General features: G+C 72.4%; 23 protein-coding genes. 17 read left to right on the forward strand and 6 right to left on the reverse strand.

Features of this window, described 5'->3' with window-relative positions; translation table 11 throughout:
- Positions 1-13 precede the first annotated feature (13 nt).
- Positions 14-832 (forward strand): PhzF family phenazine biosynthesis protein, encoded by an 819-nt coding sequence (locus tag FHD63_RS06395; protein WP_139721084.1) that lies wholly within the window; start codon positions 14-16, stop codon positions 830-832.
- 19 nt (positions 833-851) lie between these two features.
- Here the strand turns inward: FHD63_RS06395 and FHD63_RS06400 are convergent, their stop codons facing one another.
- Complete coding sequence (locus FHD63_RS06400; protein WP_139721085.1) at positions 852-1,235, reverse strand: hypothetical protein; 384 nt, start codon at positions 1,233-1,235, stop codon at positions 852-854.
- 103 nt (positions 1,236-1,338) lie between these two features.
- Between FHD63_RS06400 and dxs the strand changes: the two genes are divergently transcribed.
- The 3 genes from dxs to FHD63_RS06415 all read left to right on the forward strand — a co-directional run bounded on the left by dxs (position 1,339) and on the right by FHD63_RS06415 (position 5,215).
- The gene (dxs, locus tag FHD63_RS06405; protein WP_139721086.1) at positions 1,339-3,228 is read left to right on the forward strand and encodes a 1-deoxy-D-xylulose-5-phosphate synthase; all 1,890 of its coding nucleotides are present in this window, start codon (positions 1,339-1,341) and stop codon (positions 3,226-3,228) included.
- Positions 3,229-3,241: 13 nt separating this feature from the next.
- The gene (locus tag FHD63_RS06410; protein WP_139721087.1) at positions 3,242-4,147 is read left to right on the forward strand and encodes a diacylglycerol/lipid kinase family protein; all 906 of its coding nucleotides are present in this window, start codon (positions 3,242-3,244) and stop codon (positions 4,145-4,147) included.
- Positions 4,148-4,231: 84 nt separating this feature from the next.
- Entirely contained in the window at positions 4,232-5,215 is a 984-nt protein-coding gene (locus FHD63_RS06415) for a phosphatase domain-containing protein (RefSeq protein WP_139721088.1), read from the forward strand.
- 51 nt (positions 5,216-5,266) lie between these two features.
- On the opposite strand, the gene FHD63_RS06420 is transcribed toward FHD63_RS06415, so the two are convergent.
- Complete coding sequence (locus FHD63_RS06420; protein ID WP_139721090.1) at positions 5,267-6,112, reverse strand: aldo/keto reductase; 846 nt, start codon at positions 6,110-6,112, stop codon at positions 5,267-5,269.
- Between the two features lie 175 nt (positions 6,113-6,287).
- On the opposite strand from FHD63_RS06420, the gene FHD63_RS06425 reads away from it, so the two are divergent.
- The 8 genes from FHD63_RS06425 (at position 6,288) to FHD63_RS06455 (ending at position 13,669) form a co-directional block, all read left to right on the forward strand.
- Positions 6,288-7,583, forward strand: coding sequence for an ABC transporter substrate-binding protein (locus FHD63_RS06425; protein ID WP_139721092.1), 1,296 nt, complete (start codon positions 6,288-6,290; stop codon positions 7,581-7,583).
- Positions 7,580-8,455: a carbohydrate ABC transporter permease gene (locus FHD63_RS06430; RefSeq protein WP_139721094.1), complete on the forward strand. Its 876-nt coding sequence runs from the start codon at positions 7,580-7,582 to the stop codon at positions 8,453-8,455. Before FHD63_RS06425 ends, FHD63_RS06430 begins: the two co-directional genes overlap by 4 nt.
- On the forward strand, positions 8,452-9,285 hold the full coding sequence (locus FHD63_RS16255; protein WP_202978428.1) for a carbohydrate ABC transporter permease: 834 nt from the start codon (positions 8,452-8,454) through the stop codon (positions 9,283-9,285). The genes FHD63_RS06430 and FHD63_RS16255 overlap by 4 nt, the downstream gene beginning before the upstream one ends.
- Entirely contained in the window at positions 9,282-9,701 is a 420-nt protein-coding gene (locus FHD63_RS16260; RefSeq protein ID WP_202978429.1) for a DUF2256 and DUF3253 domain-containing protein, read from the forward strand. Before FHD63_RS16255 ends, FHD63_RS16260 begins: the two co-directional genes overlap by 4 nt.
- Positions 9,702-9,782: 81 nt before the next feature.
- The gene (locus FHD63_RS06440) at positions 9,783-10,922 is read left to right on the forward strand and encodes a PP2C family protein-serine/threonine phosphatase (protein WP_238705787.1); all 1,140 of its coding nucleotides are present in this window, start codon (positions 9,783-9,785) and stop codon (positions 10,920-10,922) included.
- Positions 10,922-12,907 (forward strand): glycosyltransferase family 2 protein, encoded by a 1,986-nt coding sequence (locus tag FHD63_RS06445; protein WP_139721096.1) that lies wholly within the window; start codon positions 10,922-10,924, stop codon positions 12,905-12,907. The genes FHD63_RS06440 and FHD63_RS06445 overlap by 1 nt, the downstream gene beginning before the upstream one ends.
- 5 nt (positions 12,908-12,912) lie before the next feature.
- Positions 12,913-13,239: an STAS domain-containing protein gene (locus FHD63_RS06450; RefSeq protein ID WP_139723016.1), complete on the forward strand. Its 327-nt coding sequence runs from the start codon at positions 12,913-12,915 to the stop codon at positions 13,237-13,239.
- Positions 13,229-13,669 carry an ATP-binding protein gene (locus FHD63_RS06455; RefSeq protein ID WP_139721098.1) on the forward strand — a complete coding sequence of 147 codons (441 nt, stop codon included), beginning with the start codon at positions 13,229-13,231 and terminating at the stop codon, positions 13,667-13,669. The genes FHD63_RS06450 and FHD63_RS06455 overlap by 11 nt, the downstream gene beginning before the upstream one ends.
- A 38-nt stretch (positions 13,670-13,707) precedes the next feature.
- On the opposite strand, the gene FHD63_RS06460 is transcribed toward FHD63_RS06455, so the two are convergent.
- A complete protein-coding gene (locus FHD63_RS06460) occupies positions 13,708-14,595 on the reverse strand; it encodes a serine protein kinase RIO (protein ID WP_238705788.1) in 888 nt (295 codons plus the stop codon).
- Positions 14,596-14,785: 190 nt separating this feature from the next.
- Between FHD63_RS06460 and FHD63_RS06465 the strand changes: the two genes are divergently transcribed.
- The gene (locus tag FHD63_RS06465; RefSeq protein WP_139721102.1) at positions 14,786-15,106 is read left to right on the forward strand and encodes a putative quinol monooxygenase; all 321 of its coding nucleotides are present in this window, start codon (positions 14,786-14,788) and stop codon (positions 15,104-15,106) included.
- Positions 15,107-15,127: 21 nt separating this feature from the next.
- On the opposite strand, the gene FHD63_RS06470 is transcribed toward FHD63_RS06465, so the two are convergent.
- Positions 15,128-16,765, reverse strand: coding sequence for a Na+/H+ antiporter NhaC family protein (locus FHD63_RS06470; protein WP_139721104.1), 1,638 nt, complete (start codon positions 16,763-16,765; stop codon positions 15,128-15,130).
- Positions 16,766-16,897: 132 nt separating this feature from the next.
- Between FHD63_RS06470 and FHD63_RS06475 the strand changes: the two genes are divergently transcribed.
- Positions 16,898-17,683 carry an inositol monophosphatase family protein gene (locus tag FHD63_RS06475; protein WP_238705789.1) on the forward strand — a complete coding sequence of 262 codons (786 nt, stop codon included), beginning with the start codon at positions 16,898-16,900 and terminating at the stop codon, positions 17,681-17,683.
- Here the strand turns inward: FHD63_RS06475 and FHD63_RS06480 are convergent.
- Complete coding sequence (locus FHD63_RS06480; RefSeq protein WP_139721107.1) at positions 17,656-18,072, reverse strand: DUF2304 domain-containing protein; 417 nt, start codon at positions 18,070-18,072, stop codon at positions 17,656-17,658. The genes FHD63_RS06475 and FHD63_RS06480 overlap by 28 nt on opposite strands.
- A 51-nt stretch (positions 18,073-18,123) precedes the next feature.
- Complete coding sequence (locus FHD63_RS06485; protein ID WP_139721109.1) at positions 18,124-18,807, reverse strand: glycosyltransferase family 2 protein; 684 nt, start codon at positions 18,805-18,807, stop codon at positions 18,124-18,126.
- On the opposite strand from FHD63_RS06485, the gene FHD63_RS06490 reads away from it, so the two are divergent.
- The 3 genes from FHD63_RS06490 to FHD63_RS06500 are packed head-to-tail and all read left to right on the forward strand — an operon-like array spanning position 18,806 to position 21,587.
- Positions 18,806-19,459, forward strand: coding sequence for an acyltransferase (locus FHD63_RS06490; RefSeq protein WP_202978430.1), 654 nt, complete (start codon positions 18,806-18,808; stop codon positions 19,457-19,459). The genes FHD63_RS06485 and FHD63_RS06490 overlap by 2 nt on opposite strands.
- Complete coding sequence (locus FHD63_RS06495) at positions 19,456-20,580, forward strand: DegT/DnrJ/EryC1/StrS family aminotransferase (RefSeq protein ID WP_139721112.1); 1,125 nt, start codon at positions 19,456-19,458, stop codon at positions 20,578-20,580. Before FHD63_RS06490 ends, FHD63_RS06495 begins: the two co-directional genes overlap by 4 nt.
- Before the next feature lie 35 nt (positions 20,581-20,615).
- Positions 20,616-21,587, forward strand: coding sequence for a Gfo/Idh/MocA family protein (locus FHD63_RS06500; RefSeq protein ID WP_202978459.1), 972 nt, complete (start codon positions 20,616-20,618; stop codon positions 21,585-21,587).
- Positions 21,588-21,631: the final 44 nt, after the last annotated feature.

Consider the following 21,631-nt stretch of genomic DNA (forward strand, 5'->3'; position numbering starts at 1 on the left):
CTAGCCTGGCCCGATGCCTCACCGGTTCAGCCAGTACGACGTCTTCTCGACCCGCACCGGGGACGGCAACCCCCTGGCCGTGGTCCACGACGCCGACGACCTGGACGCCGCGACGATGCAGCGCTTCGCCGCCTGGACCAACCTGTCGGAGACGACCTTCCTGCTGCGTCCGGACGACCCGGCCGCGGACTACCGGGTGCGGATCTTCACGCCGACGACCGAGCTGCCCTTCGCCGGGCACCCCACGCTGGGCAGCTGCCGGGCCTGGCTCGACGCCGGAGGGCGGCCCGCCGCCGCGGGCACCGTCGTCCAGGAGTGCGGACTGGGTCGGGTCGACCTCCGCTCCGAGGGTGACGTGCTGTCCTTCGCCGCCCCGCCCCTGCTGCGCTCCGGGCCGGTGGACGCCGGGACGGCCGACCACGTCGCCGACATCCTGGGTCAGGAGCCGCTGAGCGTGCAGTGGGGGGACAACGGCCCGGGATGGGTGGTCGCCGAGCTGCCCGACGCCGCCGCCGTGAGCGCGCTGCGGCCCCGCTTCGGGGAGGGCGACCAGACCCACCTCGGGGTGTTCGGCGGGGACCTCGCGGACGGCTACGAGGTGCGCGCCTTCTTCCCCGACCAGACCGGCCGCCGCGAGGACCCGGCCACCGGCAGCCTGAATGCCTCGGTGGCGATGATCCTGGCGGAGCGCGACCAGGGATGGACCCACTACTCCGCACGCCAGGGAAGCGTGCTCGGGCGGGACGCGCGGATCGAGGTCCGGCGTGAGGGGGAGCGGTTGTGGGTCGGCGGGCGGGTCGTCCTGGCGGTCACCGGCACCGTGCACCTCTGAGGGCCCGGCCGGACCAGGGTCAGCGGGCGGCCAGCCGCGCCTGGAGCAGCTCGCCGAAGGCCGCGACGTCGCCGCCGAGGCCGTCGAGGTCCTGCGCGTCCAGCAGCACGTCGTAGCGCTGGCGTTCGAGGTCGGCGACCAGCACCACCGGCAGACCGGACTCCAGCGCGGCCGTGCTCTGCGCCGCGGTCAGCTCGTTGCGGTGGCGCAGCTCGACCGTGGCGTCGAGCCGGGCCACCATGGCGTCCCACTCCTTCTTCCTCCGCCCCGGGGAGTGCGTGATGTCGCACAGGGAGCAGTGGACGGTGCCCCGGATCGTGCCCCAGAGGTAGGCCGCCTCGCCCAGCACCCCGCCGTCGGCGTCGTAGACGCCGATGACCACGGGGGTGGCAGGTGTGCTCATCCTCGGAGCATAGGCGCCCCGCCGCCCGACCCAGCGGTGTCCCAGGCCCGGCTGCGTAGACTTGACCCTCGACCGCACCGCCGCCGACACCCGGAGGAGTCCCGTGGCCCTCATGCGCACGATCACCGGACCGTCCGACCTCAAGAAGCTGACGCAGGGTCAGGTGGTGTCCCTCGCGGAGGAGATCCGGGCATACCTCATCTCCTCGGTCTCCCAGACCGGCGGCCACCTCGGCCCCAACCTCGGCGTGGTCGAGCTGACCCTCGCGCTGCACCGGGTCTTCGACTCCCCGCGCGACACCCTGCTGTTCGACACCGGGCACATCTCCTACGTCCACAAGCTGCTGACCGGGCGGCACGACCTGTCGACGCTGCGCAAGCAGGGGGGCCTGTCGGGGTACCCCAGCCGCGCCGAGTCCGACCACGACGTCGTGGAGAACAGCCACGCCAGCTCCTCCCTCTCCTGGGCCATCGGGATCGCCACCGGCCGCAAGCTGCGCGGCGAGACCGACCGGCACACGGTGGCCGTCATCGGTGACGGCGCGCTGACCGGCGGCATGGTGTGGGAGGCGCTCAACAACATCGCCGACCAGCCCGACCTGCCGCTCATCATCGTCATCAACGACAACGAGCGGTCCTACGCGCCGACCCGCGGCGGGATGGCCGACTACCTCGCCTCGCTGCGGGCCACCCAGGAGTACGAGCACGTCCTCTCGTGGGGCAAGCGCCAGCTGTCGCGCACCCCCATGGTCGGCCGGCAGGTCTACGACACGCTGCACGGCATGAAGAAGGGCCTCAAGGACATCGTCAGCCCGCAGGGCATGTTCGAGGACCTGGGGCTGAAGTACCTCGGCCCGGTCGACGGCCACGACGTGGAGGCGATGGAGACCGCGCTGCGCCGGGCGCACGACTTCGGCGGGGTGGTCCTCGTGCACGTGCTCACCGAGAAGGGCCACGGCTACGACCCGGCGACCGCCGACGAGGCCGACCGCTTCCACGCCGTCGGCAAGATCAACCCCGAGACGGGCCTCCCGCTGGAGGTGTCGGGCCGCTCCTGGACCGACGAGTTCAGCGACGAGCTCGTGCGCCTGGGCAGGGAGCGCGACGACATCGTCGCGCTGACCGCCGCCATGCTCATCCCGGTCGGTCTGCAGCCCTTCGCCGAGCGCTTCCCCGACCGGGTCTTCGACGTGGGCATCGCCGAGCAGCACGCGGTCGCGATGGCCTCCGGGCTCTCCTTCACCGGGATGCACCCGGTGGTCTGCATCTACGCGACCTTCCTCAACCGCGCCTTCGACCAGCTGCTCATGGACTGCGCGCTGCACCGTCAGGGGGTGACCTTCGTGCTCGACCGGGCGGGGATCACCGGCTCGGACGGCGCCAGCCACAACGGCATGTGGGACCTCACCCTCGTGGGCATCGTCCCCGGGGTGCGGGTCGCCGCGCCGCGCGACGGCCAGCAGGTCGCGCTCGCGCTGCGCGAGTCGGTGGACATCGACGACGGCCCGTCCGTGGTCCGCTTCCCGAAGGGCAGCGTCGGGCCACCCATCGAGGCGGTCCGCCGGATCGGCACCCTCGACGTCCTGCGCGACGTGCCGGCCGAGGGCTCGGCGGCGACCGACGAGGCGCCCGAGCTGCTGCTCGTCGGGGTCGGGTCGATGGCCGGCACCGCGCTGCAGGTGGCCGACAAGCTGCACGCGGAGGGCCGCCGGGTCATGGTCGTCGACCCGCGCTGGGTGCTGCCGGTGGCCCCGGACCTGCTGGAGCTGGCCCGGGGGGCCGGCCGGGTCGCGGTCATCGAGGACAACATCGTCGGCGGCGGCATCGCCAGCGCGGTCTCGCGGGCCTTCGACGACGCGGGGGTCGACGTGCCGGTGCACGGCTACGGCATCCCCCAGGAGTTCCTGGACCACGGCTCGCGCGACCAGGTGCTGGAGCGGATCGGCCTGACCCCCGACGCCGTGGCGACCTCGCTGTCGGCCCGGCTGGTCTGAGGACCCCCGGGCCGTGGGCTCGGTCGCGCTGGTCCTCAACCCGGTCGCGCGCGGTGCGGCCCGGGCGCGGCACGAGGTCCACGCCGCGTGCGCCCGAGCGGGCCTGGAGGCCCCCGAGGTCTGGACCACCACGGTCGCCGAGCCCGGTGCGGAGCAGGCCCGGGCGGCCCTGGACGCCGGGTGCACCCGCGTCGTCGTGGCCGGGGGAGACGGCACGGTCCGGGAGGTCGCGGGTGTGGTCGGCGCCCGGGCGACCCTGGGGATCGTCCCGTGCGGCACGGCCAACCTGGCCGCCCGCAACCTCGGCCTGCTGGCCCGCGGCCCACGGGCGGCGGCGCGGCTCGCCGTGACGGGCGCGGCACGGGAGGTCGACCTGGGCCTGGTGGAGGTCCGGCACGCGGACGGGTCGGTGCGCACCCTGCCCTTCCTCGTCGTGGTCGGGGTGGGCCACGACGCCGAGATCCTCGCCGGCCTCTCCCCGGCGGCCAAGGCACGGACGGGCTGGTGGGCCTACGTCACGCCGGGGTTGCGTCGACTGGGCAGCCCGGGGACGCCGGTGCGGGTCAGGGTCGACGACACCGACGAGCGGGCCGAGACCGCCTGGAGCGTGCTCGCCGTCAACGGGGGTCGGCTGCCGCTGGGCGCCCGCCTCGTGCCGGGTGCGGGAGCGGTGATGGACGACGGCCGGCTGCACGTCGCCGTGGTGCGCCCGCGGCGGGTGGGCGACTGGGCCTCCATCGGGGCCGCCGGGCTGCGGGTCCGACGGCGTGCGCACCCCGCCCTGGGCTACCGCAGCGGCACGTCGGTCGAGGTCACCCTGGCGGCGCCCGGCCCGGTGCAGGTCGACGGGGACGTCGTCACCGGCTGCGTGTCCGCCCGCGCCGAGGTCCGCGCCCGGGCCCTGCGGGTCGCCTGCTGACGCCTCGGGTGGTCGCCAGGTGGGCAGGCCTGGCAGGCTGGCTCGTCCCGGGTCCGGACGACCCGGGTCGACACAGGAGGGTCCATGGATGCTTCGCCCGTGATGGCGACCGTGCCGACCGAGCTGCTGGCCCGGCTCATCGGGCCGTTGCACCGGGGGCGGGTGACGCGGGAGGACCAGGAGGCGGTCGTCCAGACGATGACGGCCCTGGAGGGTGCGGCGTTCCGCGACCTCAAGTACCGCCTCAACGCCACCGGTGACCACCACGACCTCGAGCACCTGGTCTTCGACGACCTCGACGAGGACCTCCAGGACGTCCTGCTCGAGCACATCGCCGCCCAGGCGACGGGCGAGCCGTCCCCGGACCTGCGGGTGCTGTGCGACATCGACGACACCGTGCGCTGCGCGATCCACGACGAGCGCTACCCGCGCGGCACGGTCTACCCCGGCGTCGTCCGGCTCCTCACCGAGCTGGACAGCGGGGCGGCCGAGGACCCGGGGCGGGTCGGGGACCTCACCTTCGTCACGGCCCGGCCGGGTGGTCCGCTCGGGCTCGTGGAGCAGTACACCCGGGACGACCTCGCCGAGCTCGGCCTGCCGACCCACACCGTGCTCGGAGGCTCGTTGCTCAACCTGCACACCAAGAACGCCATCGCCGAGCGCAAGCTCCAGAACATGGAGCGCGACCACCTGCTCTTCCCCGAGTGCCGCATGGTCTTCATCGGCGACAGCGGGCAGGCCGACGGCGACGTCGGCGCGGAGATGGCCGCGCGGCCGCACGACCACGTCGTCGGCACGCTCCTGCACGACGTCACCGGGCTGGACGCGGCCGAGCGGGCCGCGTGGGCCGCGCGAGGGGTGCACGTCTTCGACACCTACGTCGGGGCCGCGGCGCACGCCGTGCGGCTGGGGCTGCTGCACCCCGAGCAGGCGCAGGTCGTGGCGACCGCAGTGCAGGCCGAGCTCGAGGCGGTCGGGCTGGAGGGGGAGCAGGCCGCGCGGATGGCCGCCCTCCTCGAGGCGGACCTGGCTGCCCTGGACGCGACCGACGCCCCGCCAGCAGGCTGACGGGGCGTCGGTCGAGAGCGTCACCCGGGCGGTGCCCCGGTGGCACCGGCGTCAGTCGGGGATGACGTCCATCTCGTCGGGGTGCGGACCCCGGCGGCCGTTCTCGCCCCGGTCCAGCCCGGCGACGGCGGCCATCTGCTCCTCGGTCAGCTCGAAGTCGAAGAGCGCGAAGTTCTGCTGCATCCGGCCCGGCGTCACCGACTTGGGGAAGATGATGTCGCCGCGCTGGACGTGCCAGCGGAGCGCCACCTGGGCCGGGGTGCGGCCGTGGGCCTCGGCGATCCCGAGCAGGACGGCGTCGTCGAGGATGGCGCCCTGGGCGATGGGCGACCAGGCCTCGACCAGACCCCCGTGCTGCTGCGTGGCCTTGCGGGCCGCGTCGTTGGTGAAGTAGGGGTGCACCTCGATCTGGTTCACCACCGGGGCGCTCCCCGTGGCCTCGACGATGCGCTCGAGGTGGTCGGGCTCGAAGTTGGAGACGCCGGCCGAGCGGGTCTTGCCGGCACGCTGCAGCTCGAGCATGGTCTCCCAGGTGGAGACGTAGTCGCCGTCGTAGCGGGTGGGCAGCGGCCAGTGGATGAGGAAGAGGTCGACCTGGTCCAGGCCGAGACGGTCCAGCGACTCGTCCAGGGAGCGCCGGGCGTCCTCCGGCCGGTGGAACCCGTTGTTGAGCTTGGTGGTGACGTAGATCTCGTCGCGCGAGAGGCCTGACTCGGCGATCGCCTCCCCGACACCCGCCTCGTTCTGGTACATCTGCGCGGTGTCGATGTGGCGGTAGCCGAACTCGAACGCCTGCAGCACCGCCTGCTTGGTCTGCTCCGGCGGGATCTGGAAGACCCCGAAACCGAGCTGGGGGATGGTGGTGCCGTCATGGAGCTTCAGTGTCGGAACAGTCATACCCGCTGCAGCGACGAGCACCGGCGCAGAATTCCCGGGCCTCGGCACGGCGACCGAGCCCCGTGGCCCGGACGGGACGGCAGAACAGGACGGGTCCCTCCGGCGCGGTTAGGCTCGCAGCAGCCGCTCCCCGCACGGCATCCGTCACCGCCCCACCTCACCTCATGGAGTGCCCATGCGACTGTCCCGACGCTCATTCCTCGCTGCCCTGGGAGCGGCAGCGACACCGGCGGCCCTCGGCGGCTGCGCCGGGTTCTCCACCGGCTCCGGCTCCGCCTCGACCGAGAGGTCCCTCACCTTCACCACCTGGGGCACCGACGCCGAGCTCTCCGCCCTGCGGTCGGCCATCTCGGCCTTCGAGGCCGCCAACGACGGGGCGAGCGTCGAGCTCAACGCCGTCCCGTACGAGCAGATGTTCACCAACATCGACGCCCAGCTCCAGGCCGGGAACCCGCCCGACGTGTTCCGCGTCCCGTACTACACCTTCGGCAGCTACGCCGGCCGCGACCAGCTGCTGGACCTCACGCCGCACCTGAGCGACGGCTTCGCCGACCGGTTCACCCCCCAGGCCTGGGCCGCGGTGCAGAGCGGGGGCTCGCCCTTCGGCGTGCCCCACCACACCGACACCTCGGTGATCCTCTACGACGTCCAGGCCCTGGCGGACGCCGGCATCGACGCGGTGCCGCAGACGCTGGAGGAGGCCTGGACCTGGGAGGAGTTCGCCGACGTCGCCCGCCGGCTGCAGGAGTCGCTGCCCTCGGACCAGTCGCCCTTCGCCTACAACTGGCAGGGCAACGGGGTGACCCGCTGGCTGAGCTGGCTCTTCGAGGCCGACGGTCGCTTCCTCGAGGACGACCTCGTGACGCCGGCGATCGACTCCGACGCCGGAGCCGCGGCGGTGGAGTTCACCACGAGCTTCTTCCGCGACAACCTGGTGCCGCGCAACAACTCCATCAGCTCCTCGACGTATGCCGCGGACAGCTGGTTCGCGGGGACCGTGCCCATGGTCTTCGCAGGGGCCTTCCTCATCCCCGACGCCGAGGCGACCTACGAGCGGGAGTGGGCGGCCACCTTCCCGCCCCGCAACGAGCGCTCGGCCGGCGACTTCGGCGGCAACGCGCTCGTGGCCACCGCGCAGACCGAGCAGCCCGAGCTGGTCGCGCGCTTCCTGGAGTTCGTGACCGAGGCCGAGCAGATGCGCGAGTTCTGCGCCGGGTCCTCGCTGCTGCCCACCCGCGCCGACCTCGTGGAGGAGGGCATCGAGTTCGACGTGCGCCCCGAGCTGACGCAGGTCTTCCTGCAGCAGTCCAGCGCCGTCCTGCCCCAGGACTCGGGGCAGGTCGCCTCGCCCGACATGTCCTCGATCATCACGGTGCTCCAGGACGGTCTGGAGGCCAGCTTCCTCGGCGACGCCGACGTGGAGACGACCCTCGCGACGCTCTCCGACGGCATCGAGGCTGCGACGCAGTGACGGCCCGCGTCCGCGAGGCGTGGGCGGGCTACGCCTTCGCCGCGCCCACGCTGCTGCTCCTCGGGGTCTTCGTGCTGCTGCCGCTGGGCGGCGCGATGGTCATCAGCCTGCAGGAGACCAACGGCTTCGGCGAGGGCACCTTCGTCGGCCTGGACAACTACCGGCGCCTCGCGCAGGACCCGGTCTTCTGGCGGGCGACGCTGAACACCGCGCTCTACACGGTCCTGGTGACGCCCGCGGCGATGGGCATCGGCCTCGGTCTGGCCCTGCTCCTGGACTCCGCGCTCCCGGCGCGCGGCGCCCTGCGGTCGGTGCTCATCCTGCCGATGGCGATCTCCGGGGTGGCGACCGCGCTCATGGGCGTGCTCATCTTCGACGAGAACAGCGGCTTCCTCACCGAGGTCGCCCGCGCCCTGGGGCTGCCGCAGGTCGACTGGCAGACCCACGGCCCGGCGGCCTTCGCCTCGGTCGTCATCATGACGCTCTGGTGGCGGGTGGGCTTCAACATGCTCATCTACCTGGCGGGTCTGCAGGGGGTGGCGCACGAGCTCTACGAGGCGGCCCGGCTGGACGGCGCCAACGCCTGGCAGCGGCTGCGCCACGTCACCGTCCCGCAGCTGAGCAACCAGTCGTTCTTCTTGGTCATCCTCAACATCATCTACTCCTTCCAGGTCTTCGACATCGTCTTCGTCATGACCGGCGGAGGACCGGAGCGGGCCACGACGGTGCTGGTCACCTACGCCTACGACACCGGCTTCGTCACCCGCGACCAGGGGTATGCCGCGGCCATCGGCGTGGTCCTGCTCGCGGTCACCCTCGTGGTCACCGCCCTGCGGTGGCGCGCGCAGCGCCGTCGGGAGGAGACCGAGTGACCGGCCACGTCGCCCGCCGCCGCAGCGCCGCGGTGCTCCGCCTGGCCGGGGCCCTGCTCGCCGCGGCCGTCATCCTCTTCCCGCTCTACTGGATGGTCGTCGTCGCCTTCTCCACCCGGTCCTCGTTGTCCGGGGGAGGGCTGCGGCTGTGGCCGGAGCAGGCGACGCTGGACAACTTCCGGCGCGTCCTCGACTCCTTCCCGGTGCTCACGTGGTTCGGCAACTCGGTGGCGATCGCCCTGGTGACCTCGGTCATCATCGTGCTCGTCAACCTGCTCGCCGGGTATGCCTTCGCCCACCTCCGCTTCCCGGGGTCGGGCGTGCTGCTGCTGGTCGCGCTGTCCACGCTCATGCTGCCGGTGCAGGTCATCATGGTCGGGCTGTTCCGGCTGGTCACCGACCTCGGTCTCTACGGCAGCTACTGGGCGGTGATCCTGCCGACGGCGGCCTCCGCCTTCGGTGTCTTCCTGGCGCGGCAGTTCATCCTCACCATCCCGCGCGAGCTCATCGAGGCGGCGCGGATCGACGGCGCGTCGCACCTGCAGATCTTCTGGCGCATCGTGCTGCCGCTGTCGCGACCGCTCATCGCGGTGCTCTTCTTCATGAGCATGCTGCAGGTGTGGAACGACTTCGCCTGGCCGCTCATCGCGCTGCGGGAGAACGCGCTCTACACCCTGCCGGTGGGGCTGCTCTTCCTGCAGGGCCAGTTCGGCCCCGACTACGGCGCGACGATGGCCTTCGCCCTCATCACCGTCGCGCCGATGGTGCTGGTCTTCCTCCTCGCGCAGCGCTGGTTCGTCCAGGGCTTCTCCCGGAGCGGGTTGCGGTGAGCGCGGACCGCCGGCGGCCGGAGAAGACCTGCGTGGCCTGCGGCCGGACGTTCGCGTGGCGCAAGAAGTGGGAACGCGACTGGGACCAGGTGCGCTACTGCTCGGCGGCGTGCCGGCGTCGAGGGGTCGGCGAGGTGGACCACGAGCTGGAGACCGCGATCCGCACCCTGCTGGACCAGCGGGCCGGCGGGGCCACCATCTGCCCCTCGGAGGCGGCGCGCCAGGTGGCGCCTGCCCATGACGTGCAGGAGTGGCGCGACCTCATGGAGCCGGCGCGCCGGGCGGCCCGTCGGCTGGTGGCCTCCGGCGAGGTCGAGATCCTCCAGGGCGGCCAGGTGGTGGACCCGTCCACCGTGCGCGGACCGATCCGGATACGTCGCGCTCCCAGCGCTGGCGGCGGTTACCGGTTAGGGTGAAGGGGCTTCGTCGGGAACGCGGAAAGGACAGGTCAGCGCGTGAATAGGGAGGGCTCGACACTGGTGACCGAGGTGGGTCGGGTGGACGCACTGAGGCTCCTCGACGTCGTGGACACGCCGACCGGGGGCCGCTTCGACCGCGTGGTCCGACTGGCGCAGCAGCTCTTCCGCGTGCCGGTGGTGGCCGTCAACCTCGTCGACGCGGACGCCCAGCACACCATCGCCGCCCTGGGGATGGAGTGCAGCTCGGTGCCCCGCGCGGACTCGTTCTGCGCCCACACCGTGCAGCAGGACTCCACGTTGGTCGTGCCCGACGCCCTGCTGGACCCCAGGTTCCGGGACACGGCCATGGTGGCCGGTGACCCGCACGTGCGCTTCTACGCCGGGCACCCGCTGCACGCGCCGGGAGGTCAGACGGTCGGCTCGCTGTGCCTGGCCGGTGGCCAGCCCAGGGAGTTCAGCGCGATCGAGGAGCGCCTCCTGGGGGACCTGGCGAGCTGGGTGGAGGACGAGCTGGTCCGCTCCGACGAGCGGCTGGAGGCCGAGCAGGTGCAGCGGCGGCTGGTGCCCCGCCGTTCCCCTCAGCTCGCGGGCTACGACATCGCCGGTGGCGGTGCGCCGGCGCGTTCGGTGAGCGGTGACTTCTACGACTGGCAGGAGCTGCCCGACGGGCACCAGTTCGTCCTCGCGGACGTCATGGGCAAGGGACTGACCGCCGCCATCCTCGCGGCGGGGCTGCGTGCGGTGCTCCGGGGGGCCTCGCGCTACAACCCGCTCCCGCAGGCCTTCGAACGGGTGGCCGCGAGCATGGCCGACGACCTCGACGACACCGGGAGCTTCGTGACGATGTTCGCCGCGCGGCTGGTCCCCGAGACCGGCGAGATGGGGTATGTCGACGCCGGTCACGGGCTGGCGGTCATCATCGACGCCACCGCGTCGACCGCCCGCCTGCTCAACTCCGAGGACCTCCCCATCGGGGCGGTGGACGGCGACACCTGGGAGACCCACGCGGAGGTCCTGGCCCCGGGGGAGACCCTGGCCGTGGTCAGCGACGGCATCCTGGACCTCTTCGACGAGCCGTGGGACGCCGTGGAGACCGGCCGCGAGCTCTCCGGGGTCTGCGCCACGGCGCAGGAGCTGGTGGACGAGATCCTGGCCCGGGCGGCGGAGCACGTGGTGAGCGACGACGTGACGGCGCTGGTCGTCCGACGGGACCCCTGATGGGTCGCCAGCTGCTCGTCCGGGTGCTCGTGGTGCTGACCCTGGTGCTGGGCACCTCCTACGTCGGCTGGCGCTGGTTGTTCTCGGTGCGGTGGGAGAACTGGTGGATCGCGGTGCCCCTGGTCATGGCCGAGACCTACGCCCTCATCGACTCCTACCTCTTCGGCCTCACCGTGTGGCGGATGAAGCGGCGCGGCGAGGCCCCCGATCCTCCCGAGGACGCCACCGTCGACGTGCTCATCACCACCTACAACGAGCCGGTGGAGATGGTGGTCGCCACCGCCCGGGCCGCCGTGGACATCCGGCACCCGCACCAGACCTGGATCCTCGACGACGGAGACCGCCCGGACATGCGGCAGGCGGCTGAGCGGCTGGGGGTGGGCTACCTCACCCGCACCCAGGACTGGGCCGACCGGCCTCGGCACGCGAAGGCGGGCAACCTCAACAACGCGCTCTTCCTCACCGAGGGCGAGTTCCTGCTGATCCTGGACGCCGACCAGATCCCCGCGCCGGAGATCCTGGACCGCACCCTCGGCTGGTTCCGCGACCCCGAGGTCGCCCTCGTGCAGACCCCGCAGTGGTTCAGCAACGTCACCGACTCCGACCCCCTGGGCAGCCAGGCGCCGCTGTTCTACGGCCCGATCCAGCAGGGCAAGGACGGCTGGAACGCCGCCTTCTTCTGCGGCTCCAACGCGGTCCTGCGGCGGGACGCCCTCATGCAGCTCGGCATCGTCGGGTATGTCCGTGAGGTCGAGGACGGCGTGCGCGACGCCCTCGGTGCCTCGCGCAGGATCCTCGCCCGGGCCGCTCGCTCGGCTCGCGAGCACGGGCCGGCTGCGGTCTCGGCGGTGGAGGAGCTGCGCGCCGCGGCCCAGCAGGCGATGGCTGCGCTGCGGCGCGGCGAACCGGTGGGGGACGTCACCTACGGCTTCCAGAGCGCCGCGGACCGCGCGGCCCGCGGGCTGGTCGAGAGCGACCTCGAGCAGATCCGGGCCGACCTGGCCGAGCTGCCCCCCGCCATCGACGTGGACGAGGAGACGGGGGTGCTGCTCGTCGACGACGAGGCACTGACCCTGCTCAGCGAGCGCGAGCTCTCGCCGTTGGCCGCGATCGAGTCGGTGCGTCAGCTGCTGCGGTCGGTCGACGTGGACCGCGCCGACGAGGCGCAGCCGATGATGCCGATGGCCACCGTCTCGGTGACCGAGGACATGGCCACGTGCATGCGGCTGCACTCCCAGGGGTGGCGATCGGTCTACCACCACGAGATCCTCGCCACCGGGCTGGCTCCGGAGGACCTCGGCACGATGCTCCAGCAGCGGTTGCGCTGGGCCCAGGGGACCCTGCAGGTCCTGCTCCGGGAGAACCCGCTCGTGCAGAAGGGGCTGTCCGCCGGGCAGCGCCTCATGTACTTCGCCACCATGTGGAGCTACCTCTCCGGGTTCGCCGCCGTGGTGTTCCTGGCCGCGCCCGTCTTCTACCTCGTCTTCGGGGTGCTCCCGGTCCACGCATACGGCCTGGACTTCGTCATGCGCTTCATCCCCTACTTCGTGGCCAACCAGATCCTCTTCCTGGTGGTGGGCTACGGCGTGAAGACCTGGCGCGGCCACCAGTACAGCCTGGCCCTCTTCCCGCTGTGGATCCGCGCCTGCGTCACGGCCGCGGCCAACGTCTTCGGCAGGCGCCCGCTCGGCTTCGTCGTGACCCCCAAGACCCGTCGACAAGGTCCCCGTCCCTTCCCCTTCCGACTCGTCTGGCCCCAGCTGCTGGCCTGCGTCGTGCTGGTGGTGGCGGTCGTGGCCGGTATCGTCCGGCTCTGGACCGGTGCGGCCAGCAGTGAGATCGGCACCGGTGTGAACGTCCTCTGGGTGGCCTACGACCTGCTCATCATCAGCGTCATCTTCGAAGCAGCCCTGTATCGTCCCGCCGGCGACACCGACCAGGACCACCAGGACTCGTCCACCAACAGCAAGGAGCAGATCGCGTGACCACCATCGAGGTTCGGACCGAGGGCCGGCGTGCCGTGGTGACCGGACCCACCCGGCTCAACATGACCGCGGCACCGCAGATGCGCGAGATGCTGGCGAAGGCCGTGGCCGACGGGTCGCCGCAGATCGTCGTCGACCTCGGCAAGACCACCTTCGTGGACTCCTCCGGACTGGGCGCCCTGGTCGGAGGTCTCAAGGCAGCCCGGCAGGCCGGCGGCGACCTGCGCCTGGCCCAGGTCGGCGACCAGGTCCTGCAGGTCCTGACGCTCACCAGCCTCAACCGGGTGCTGCGTCCCTTCCCGACGGTGGAGGACGCCAGCCGTGAGTGGTGACTACACGCTCGAGGGTCTGTCCGTCCCGGAGAGCCTGGACCGGCTGCACGACCTGCTGCAGCAGGTCGCCGAGGAGCACCCGGCCGTCGCGCCCACCGACATCATGCTGTTCGAGACCGCCGTCATCGAGATCGCCGGCAACGTCGTCGAGCACGGCCGACCGCACGGCACCGTCGCCTGGTCCTTCAACCTCGCGGTGCTGCCGGAGCGGCTGGCTGCCGTCCTCTCCGACGACGGGCAGGAGTACGCCCTCGAGGAGGAGCAGCTGGCCGACGGCCGGTGGGCGATGCCGGAGGACGCCTTCGCCGAGGGGGGCCGTGGGCTGGCGCTGGCGTCGGTGGCCCTGGACGAACTCGACTACAGCCGCAGCGGCGGCATCAACTCCTGGACCATGGTGCGCCACCGCCGCGAGGACTCCGCCACGGGCTGACCGCCCGTGCGGTGGGGCACCGACGCGCGTCCGGTGCGTCACAGGGCGCGGGTCAGCGCCTCGGCGAGGAGCGCCTCGCCGTCGGCCTCGACGCCCCGGCTGGTGAACCACGCGGCGACGTTGTCGCAGTCGCGGTGCAGCAGCGCCGGACCCTGGGGGTTCGCCACGACATCCACGACCTGGGGGAGGTCGATGACGGTCACCGTCTCGTGGTGCACGAGGAGGTTGTAGGCCGACAGGTCGCCGTGGGCCCAGCCCTGCTCGGCGAGCTGCAGCACGATCGTGCGGACCTGCTCCCACAGGTGCCCGAGCAGGGGACCGTCGGCCTGCGCCTGGGCCAGCCGGGGAGCGGCCAGACCCATCGGCTCACCGACGAACTCCATGAGCAGCTCGGTCCCCGCCAGCGAGACGGGATAGGGCACCGGTATGCCGTGCTCCCAGGCCCGGCACATCGCCTGCCACTCGGCCTCCGCCCAGCGGACCGCCGCGACCTGCCGGCCGTAGCGGCTGCCCCGGGCGAGGGCGCGCTGGTCGCGCGACCGGCGCACGCCGCGGCCCTCGGCATACACCGCGCTGCGGTGGAAGGTGCGGTGGTCGGTGTCGCGGTACCGCTTGGCGGCCAGGAGGCACGCCACGTCGGTGGTGTCGAGCGCGCTGGTCTTGACCTCGGTGGTGGTGGTGGTGGTGGCGCGCTCGAGCAGGAAGACGTCGGCCTCCTTGCCGGTCTTGAGGACCCCGAGCTCGGTGTCGACGGCGCCGGAGTCCTGGACGACCCAGGCGGGGACGGGGGCGGGGCCGCGGTGACCCGCCTCGACGTCCCAGTAGGTCGTCAGCCGCTGGCCGTCACCGAGGTGATCGAGGGCCTCGAGCGGGGTGTAGTCGAAGGTGAAGAACGGGTCGAGATCGCCCGTGGAGGAAGAGTGCACTGGTGCTCCTGGTACGAGGGATGAGGGAGGGGGTGGCGGTCGTCGAGCGGGCCATGGTCGTCCCTCCTTCCTCGTCCGGGAGCACGACAGGTGTCGTCGCGCGTCACCGGCAGCATCCCGCTGCCGCGGGCCCTCCGGCAACAGGTTTTCCCGACTTGACCTCGACGGGTGGGCGGGTGAGCCTGGGCGGATGTATCTCATCGTCGTGAAGTTCCCCGTCAAGGCCGAGTCCGCGGCCCAGTGGCCGCAGATCGTCTCCGACTACACCGCCGCCGTGCGGTCCGAGGAGGGCAACCTCTTCTTCGAGTGGTCGCGCAGCCTGGAGGACCCCCACGAGTTCGTCCTCGTCGAGGGCTTCACCGACGACGGGGCCGCGGCCCACGTCGAGAGCCCGCACTTCACCGAGGGCATCGAGGCCATGCGGCCGCACCTCACCGCGACGCCGCGGATCCTCTCGCGTCAGGTCGAGGGCGAGGGCTGGGACGCGATGGGCGAGCTGCAGATCGACTGAGCGGGTCCGGCCGCCCGGCGCTCAGGCCCCGGCGCGGCTCGCCTGGTCCTCGTCCGGGATCTCGTCCTCGAGCCGCTGCAGCACGGTCTTGCCCAGGAGGGTGAAGGCGATGACGCCCACGAGGAGGACGCCGAAGCCGATCCAGCCGCTGCCCGTCGCGGCGAAGGCGACGTAGCCCAGCAGCGCGATGACGGCGCCGGAGATGGCATATGGCAGCTGCGTCGTGACGTGGGTGATGACGTTGCAGCTGGCGCCGGTGCTGGACAGGATCGTCGTGTCGCTGATGGGCGAGCAGTGGTCGCCCCAGACGGCACCGGCGAGCACCGCGCCGAAGGCGGCCAGCAGGAGCTCGTCGCCGCCGCTGACGTTGACCATGATGTCGCCGGCGATCGGCAGCAGGATGCCGAAGGAGCCCCAGGAGGTGCCGGTCGAGAAGGCCATGGCTCCGGCCAGGACGAACATGACGGGCACCAGCCACTGGGGCGCCATGTCCGCGCTCTCGACGAGGCCGCCGAGGTACTCCCCGGTGCCCAGCTCGCTGATGAGTCCGCCGAGGACCCACGCCAGCAGCAGGATGTAGACCGCCGGGAGCATCGACTGCAGACCGCTGACGATCCCGCGCCCCAGGATGCTCGGCGAGAACTTGGGGTTGGAGGTGGTGTAGCGGACGTAGTAGTAGAACGCCGAGAGCAGCCCCAGCACGGCGCCGTAGATGAGGGCCTGGGTGACGTCGGTCGAGGCCATGATGTCCAGGACACCGACCCCGCTGCCGGCCTCGTAGTCCTCGGCGGTGACGGTGCCGCGGTAGCCGGTCCAGACGATGCCGCCCAGGACCCCGACGACGAGCAGCAGGAAGGGGATGACGAGGGCCCGCTTGTGCCCCGGCGAGTGCACGGGCAGGTCCTCGGCGATCTCCCCGGGGATCTCCTCGCTGGCGTCGTAGGTCTCGCCCTCGGTGATGGCCCGGCGCTCCTGGCCGCGCATGGGGCCGAAGTCGATGCCGAAGACCACGACGACCCAGACCAGGAGCACCGCCGTGATGGCGTAGTAGTTCATCCCGGCGGCCCCGACGAAGGCGCCGACGTCGCTGACCGTGAGCGCCGAGGCCGCGACGAGGGGGGCCATGATGCCGATGATGCTGGCGCCCCAGCTGGAGAAGGGCACGAGCACGGCGACCGGCGCCGAGGTCGAGTCGATGAGGTAGGCGAGCTTGGCCCGCGCGACGTGGTGCCGGTCGGTCACCGGGCGGGCCACCTGACCGACGGCCAGGGCGTTGAAGTAGTCGTCGATGAAGATGGCGATGCCCAGGGCGGCCGCCAGCGACTGGGCGCCGCGGCGGGTGCGGATGCGTTCGATGGCCCAGTCGGAGAAGGCCTGGCTGCCGCCGGACATGAGGATGAGCGAGGCGATGACGCCCAGCGCCAGGGTGAAGAGCAGGATGTAGACGTAGTAGGTGTTGACCGCGCCCTCCTCCCAGAAGATGCCGGCGAAGCCGGTCCCGACGAGGCGCAGGGTCTCCAGCGGGTTGAAGTCGGCGATGAGCAGCGCGCTGGCCAGGACGCCTGCGCCCAGGCTCAGCAGGACCTTCTTGGTCGCGATGACCAGCGCGATCGCGATGATCGGCGGCAGGAGGGTCAGGATCGGCAGGTCCTCGGTCATGGTGCCTCCTCGGCGGCGGTGGTGATCAGGGTAGACCCGACGGGCCTCGACGTGTCGATGCACGCGCGGTGTCGCGACGACGACGAGGACGGCGGCGCCACGGCGTGGCGCGAGGCATGACAGGCTGGTGACGTGACGACGACCCTGGGCACCGACCGCATCCTGCGCCTCCTGCAGGAGGTGGCCGACGAGGTGATCACCCCGCGCTTCCGGTCCCTGGACGAGGACGAGATCTCCTCCAAGTCCCACCCCGGTGACCTGGTCACCGTCGCCGACCGTGAGGCGGAGGTGATCATCACGCGGGAGCTGGCCGCGGCATACCCGCAGGCGGTCATCCTGGGCGAGGAGGCCTTCGCCGACGACGCGAGCAGCATGGCGGCCTTCCGGCGCGCCGAGCACGCCTTCACCGTCGACCCCGTCGACGGCACCCGCAACTTCGTGCACGGCTCGCCCGACCACGCCGTCATGGTCGCCGAGACCCGGGGCGGGCGGGCCGTGCGGGCCTGGATCTGGCAGCCGCAGCACCAGCTCGCCTACGTGGCGGAGGTCGGTGCCGGCGCCACCCGCAACGGGGACGCCCTGGCGATGCTCGCCCCCGGCTCCGACCCCGCGGGGTGGCGCGTCCGGACGTCGGCGCGTCGTCGGGTCGGGGAGCAGGTCGGCGCGATGCCGCCGCTCGAGCTGAGCTGGGTGAGCTGCGGGATCGACTACCCCAAGCTCGCCGAGGGGGAGTGCGAGGCCCTGCTCTACCAGGGCACCCGGCCGTGGGACCACGTCCCCGGGTCGTTGCTCGTGGGTGAGCTCGGCGGCGCGGTCGGCACCGACGAGGGCGAGCCCTACGGCCCCCGCAGCGAGCCGCGCCGCATCCTCGCGACGGCGGGGCCCGAGGTCTACGAGGGGCTGCGCCGCGAGCTCTGACCCGGCGACGCGTCCGGGCCGTCGGGCTCGGGGGTGTCGTGCTCGGTGGTGTCGTGCACGGCGGCGCGCAGGGCCAGCTCCCGGGCCAGCGTGGTGACCTGCTGCTCGAGCTCGCGCATCCGGCGGTAGGACGCCGCGACGTAGCCGAGGAAGACCACGGTGAGGCCGTAGAGCAGCAGGTCGGCGCCACGACCCACGCCGAGCAGCTGGGCGACCTGGGTCATGACGCGTGGGAAGAGGATGGCGGTCGCCGCCAGGACGACGAAGCCGACCAGCAGCAGCCGGCGCACGGCCTGGTGCCGGACCCCGGCGGTGGACCGGGTGAGCATCGCGGTGACCACGACGACGCTCAGCAGCAGGACGACCTTGATGAGGGGTTGGTCGAGCACGTCAGCGCCTCCGCTCGGGGGTGGTGGCCGTGGGGGTCGCAGGCATGGGGCTCACTTGAGGATGGTGTCGACGAGGATGTTGACCGAGTTCATGAGGGACTGGCCCTTGGCCCGGCTGTAGTCGGTGTAGAGCACGTGCACCGGGTGCTCGGCCCACGGCAGCCCCGTGCGGCCCAGCTGCAGGACGATCTCGGTCGCGTGCGCCATGCGGTTCTGCCGCAGGTCCAGGCGGGCCGCGGCGTCCCGGCGGATGACCCGCAGGCCGTTGTGCGCGTCGGTGAGCTTCATCCCGGTCTGCTGGTTGGTCAGCCAGACGGCCGCCTTGAGGACGAGCTTCTTGACCAGCCCGGGGCGGGTGCGCCGGTCGAGGAAGCGGGAGCCGAAGACGACCGCCAGGTGCTCGTCCCTGGCCCGCTGCACCATCTCCGCGGCGTCCTGGGGCCGGTGCTGGCCGTCGGCGTCGAAGGTGACGAGGTATGCCGCGTCCGTCGCCTGGAGCACGTAGCGCATCCCGGTCTGCAGCGCCGCCCCCTGTCCCAGGTTGAACGGGTGCTGCACGACGACCGCTCCGGCCGCCCTCGCCCGGTCGGCCGAGTCGTCCCGGGAGGCGTCGTCGACGCACACCACGTGCGGGAAGACGGCGCGTGCCTCGCGCAGGACCTCCTCGACGACCCGGCCCTCCTCGTAGAGGGGGATCACCAGCCAGGCGTCCTCCTGCACGGGCGTTAGAGTCATGGGTGCATTGTCCCTCACCACCCCTGATGGGAGTCCCGTGACGACACGCATCGTCGACAGTGCCGACGTCGCGCCGAGCGCGAGCATCGGCGAGGGCACCTCGGTCTGGCACCTCGCGCAGGTGCGCGAGGACGCCGTGCTGGGTGCCGGCTGCGTCATCGGCCGCGGTGCCTACGTCGGCACCGGCGTGCGGATGGGCGACCACTGCAAGGTCCAGAACTACGCCCTGGTCTACGAGCCCGCCGAGCTCGGCCGCGGCGTCTTCATCGGTCCGGCCGCCGTCCTCACCAACGACACCTTCCCCCGGGCGGTCAACCCCGACGGGTCCCTCAAGGCGGCCGAAGACTGGGATCAGGTGGGGGTCAGCATCGGCGAGGGAGCCTCGGTCGGGGCGCGGGCCGTGTGCGTCGCACCGGTGCGGGTCGGCGCCTGGGCCACCGTGGCCGCGGGCGCCGTGGTCACCAAGGACGTCCCGGACCACGCCCTCGTCGTGGGCGTCCCCGCCCGCCAGGTCGGCTGGGTCGGGCACGCCGGCCGCCCGCTGGAGCCGACCGGGGACCCGGGCGAGTGGCGCTGCCCGCAGACGCGCGAGACATACCGAGAGAGCGACGGCGGACTGCGCCGCGCCGAGCCCGACGGAGGACAGTCATGACCGAGCAGCCGATGATCCCCGCGGCCAAGCCGCTCATCGGGGAGGACGAGCGGGTGGCGGTGGACCGGGTGCTGCGCTCGGGGATGGTGGCGCAGGGGCCGGAGGTCGCGGCTTTCGAGGGGGAGTTCGGTGCTCAGCTGGTGGGGGGCCGGACGTGCGTGGCGGTGAACTCGGGGACCTCGGGGCTGCACCTGGGGTTGCTGGCGTGCGGGATCGGTGAGGGCGACGAGGTGGTGGTGCCCTCGTTCACGTTCGCGGCGACGGCCAACGCGGTCGCGTTGACGGGGGCGCGGCCGGTGTTCGCGGACATCAGCCCGGACACGTTCACGCTGGACCCGGAGTCGGTGCGGTCGGCGCTGAGCGACCGGACGGCGGCGGTGATGCCGGTGCACCTGTACGGCCACCCGGCGGACGTCGAGGGGTTGCGGGCGGTGACCGCGGAGGCGGGGGTGCAGCTGTTCGAGGACGCGGCGCAGGCGCACGGGGCGACCTACCGGGGGTCGCCGGTGGGCAGCTTCGGGTCGTTCGGGATGTTCAGCCTCTACCCGACGAAGAACATGACCTCGGGCGAGGGCGGGATGGTGGCGTGCGCGGACGAGGAGATCGCGCGGGGGGTGCGGTTGCTGCGCAACCAGGGGATGGAGAAGCAGTACGCCAACGAGGTGATCGGGCTGAACAACCGGATGACCGACATCCACGCGGCGATCGGGCGGGTGCAGCTGACGAAGGTGGGGGCGTGGACGCAGGCGCGGCAGGCGAACGCCGCGTGGTTGGACGAGCACCTGGCGGGGGTGGCCGGGGTGGTGGTGCCGACGGTGCGCGAGGGGTGCACGCACGTCTACCACCAGTACACGGTGCGCATCGACGGGGCGAGCGGGGCGCAGCGGGACGAGGTGGTGCGCGCGTTGCGGGAGGAGCATGCCGTGGGGTGCGGGGTGTACTACCCGACGCCGAACCACGAGCTGGTGTCGTTGTCGCGGTTCGCGCCGGCGTGGGAGCTGCCGGAGACCGCGCGGGCGGCGGCGGAGGTCATCAGCCTCCCGGTGCACCCGTCGTTGACGCCGGCGGACCTGGAGCGGGTCGCGGAGGCGGTCCGGGCCGTGGTGGGGGCGGGCGCGTGAGCGTGCGGCTGCTGGAGGAGGGTCGGACGATCCGGATGGGCCTGATCGGGCTGGGCTCGATGGGGCGTCACCACGCGCGGGTGATCCGCGAGGTGGAGGGGATGGAGCTGGTGGCGGTCGCCGACCCGGTGGGGGACAAGCACGGGGTGGCGGGGTCGTTGTCGGTGCTGGCGGACGTGCAGGGGTTGATCGCCGAGGGGATCGACGCGGCGATGGTGGCGGTGCCGACCTACCTGCACGAGGAGGTCGCGCTGGCCCTGGCGGAGGCCGGGGTGCACACGATGGTGGAGAAGCCGATCGCGGCGACGGCCGAGTCGGGTCGTCGGGTGGCGCAGGCGTTCGCGGCGGCGGGGCTGGTCGGGGCGGTGGGCTACGTGGAGCGGTGCAACCCGGCGCTGCTGGAGATGCGGCGGCGGATCGCGGCGGGGGAGCTGGGCGAGGTCTTCCAGATCACCACGTCGCGGCAGGGGCCGTTCCCGGCGCGGATCGCGGACGTGGGGGTCGTGAAGGACCTGGCGACCCACGACATCGACCTGACCGCGTGGATCGCGCGCTCGGAGTACGCGAGCGTGTCGGGGCAGGTGACCCACCGCTCGGGACGCGAGCACGAGGACATGGTGGTGGCGACGGGGCGGCTGCGCAACGGCACGATCGTGGCGCACACGGTCAACTGGCTGAGCCCGCTCAAGGTGCGCGAGACGGTCGCGACGGGGGAGAAGGGTGCGTTCGTCGCGGACACGCTGCACGGGGACCTGACCTTCGTCGCCAACGGTGACGTGCGCAGCGAGTGGGAGCGTGCGGCGACCTTCCGCGGCGTGTCCGAGGGCGACGCGATCCGGTACGCCATCGCGCGCCGGGAGCCGTTGCGCGTGGAGCAGGAGAACTTCCGCGACGCGCTCTGGGGCCGGGAGGCCGACGTCGTGTCGATGGCCGAGGGGGTCCACACCCTCGAGGTCGTCGAGGCCATCCTCGACTCCGCCGCCACCGGGCGCACCCGGACCCTGTGACCCCCCGGACGTCGCGGACGGCCGGCGCTCGCCCCACGGTGAGT

It is taken from the genome of Serinicoccus chungangensis (assembly GCF_006337125.1).
Taxonomy (GTDB): Bacteria; Actinomycetota; Actinomycetes; order Actinomycetales; family Dermatophilaceae; genus Ornithinicoccus; species Ornithinicoccus chungangensis.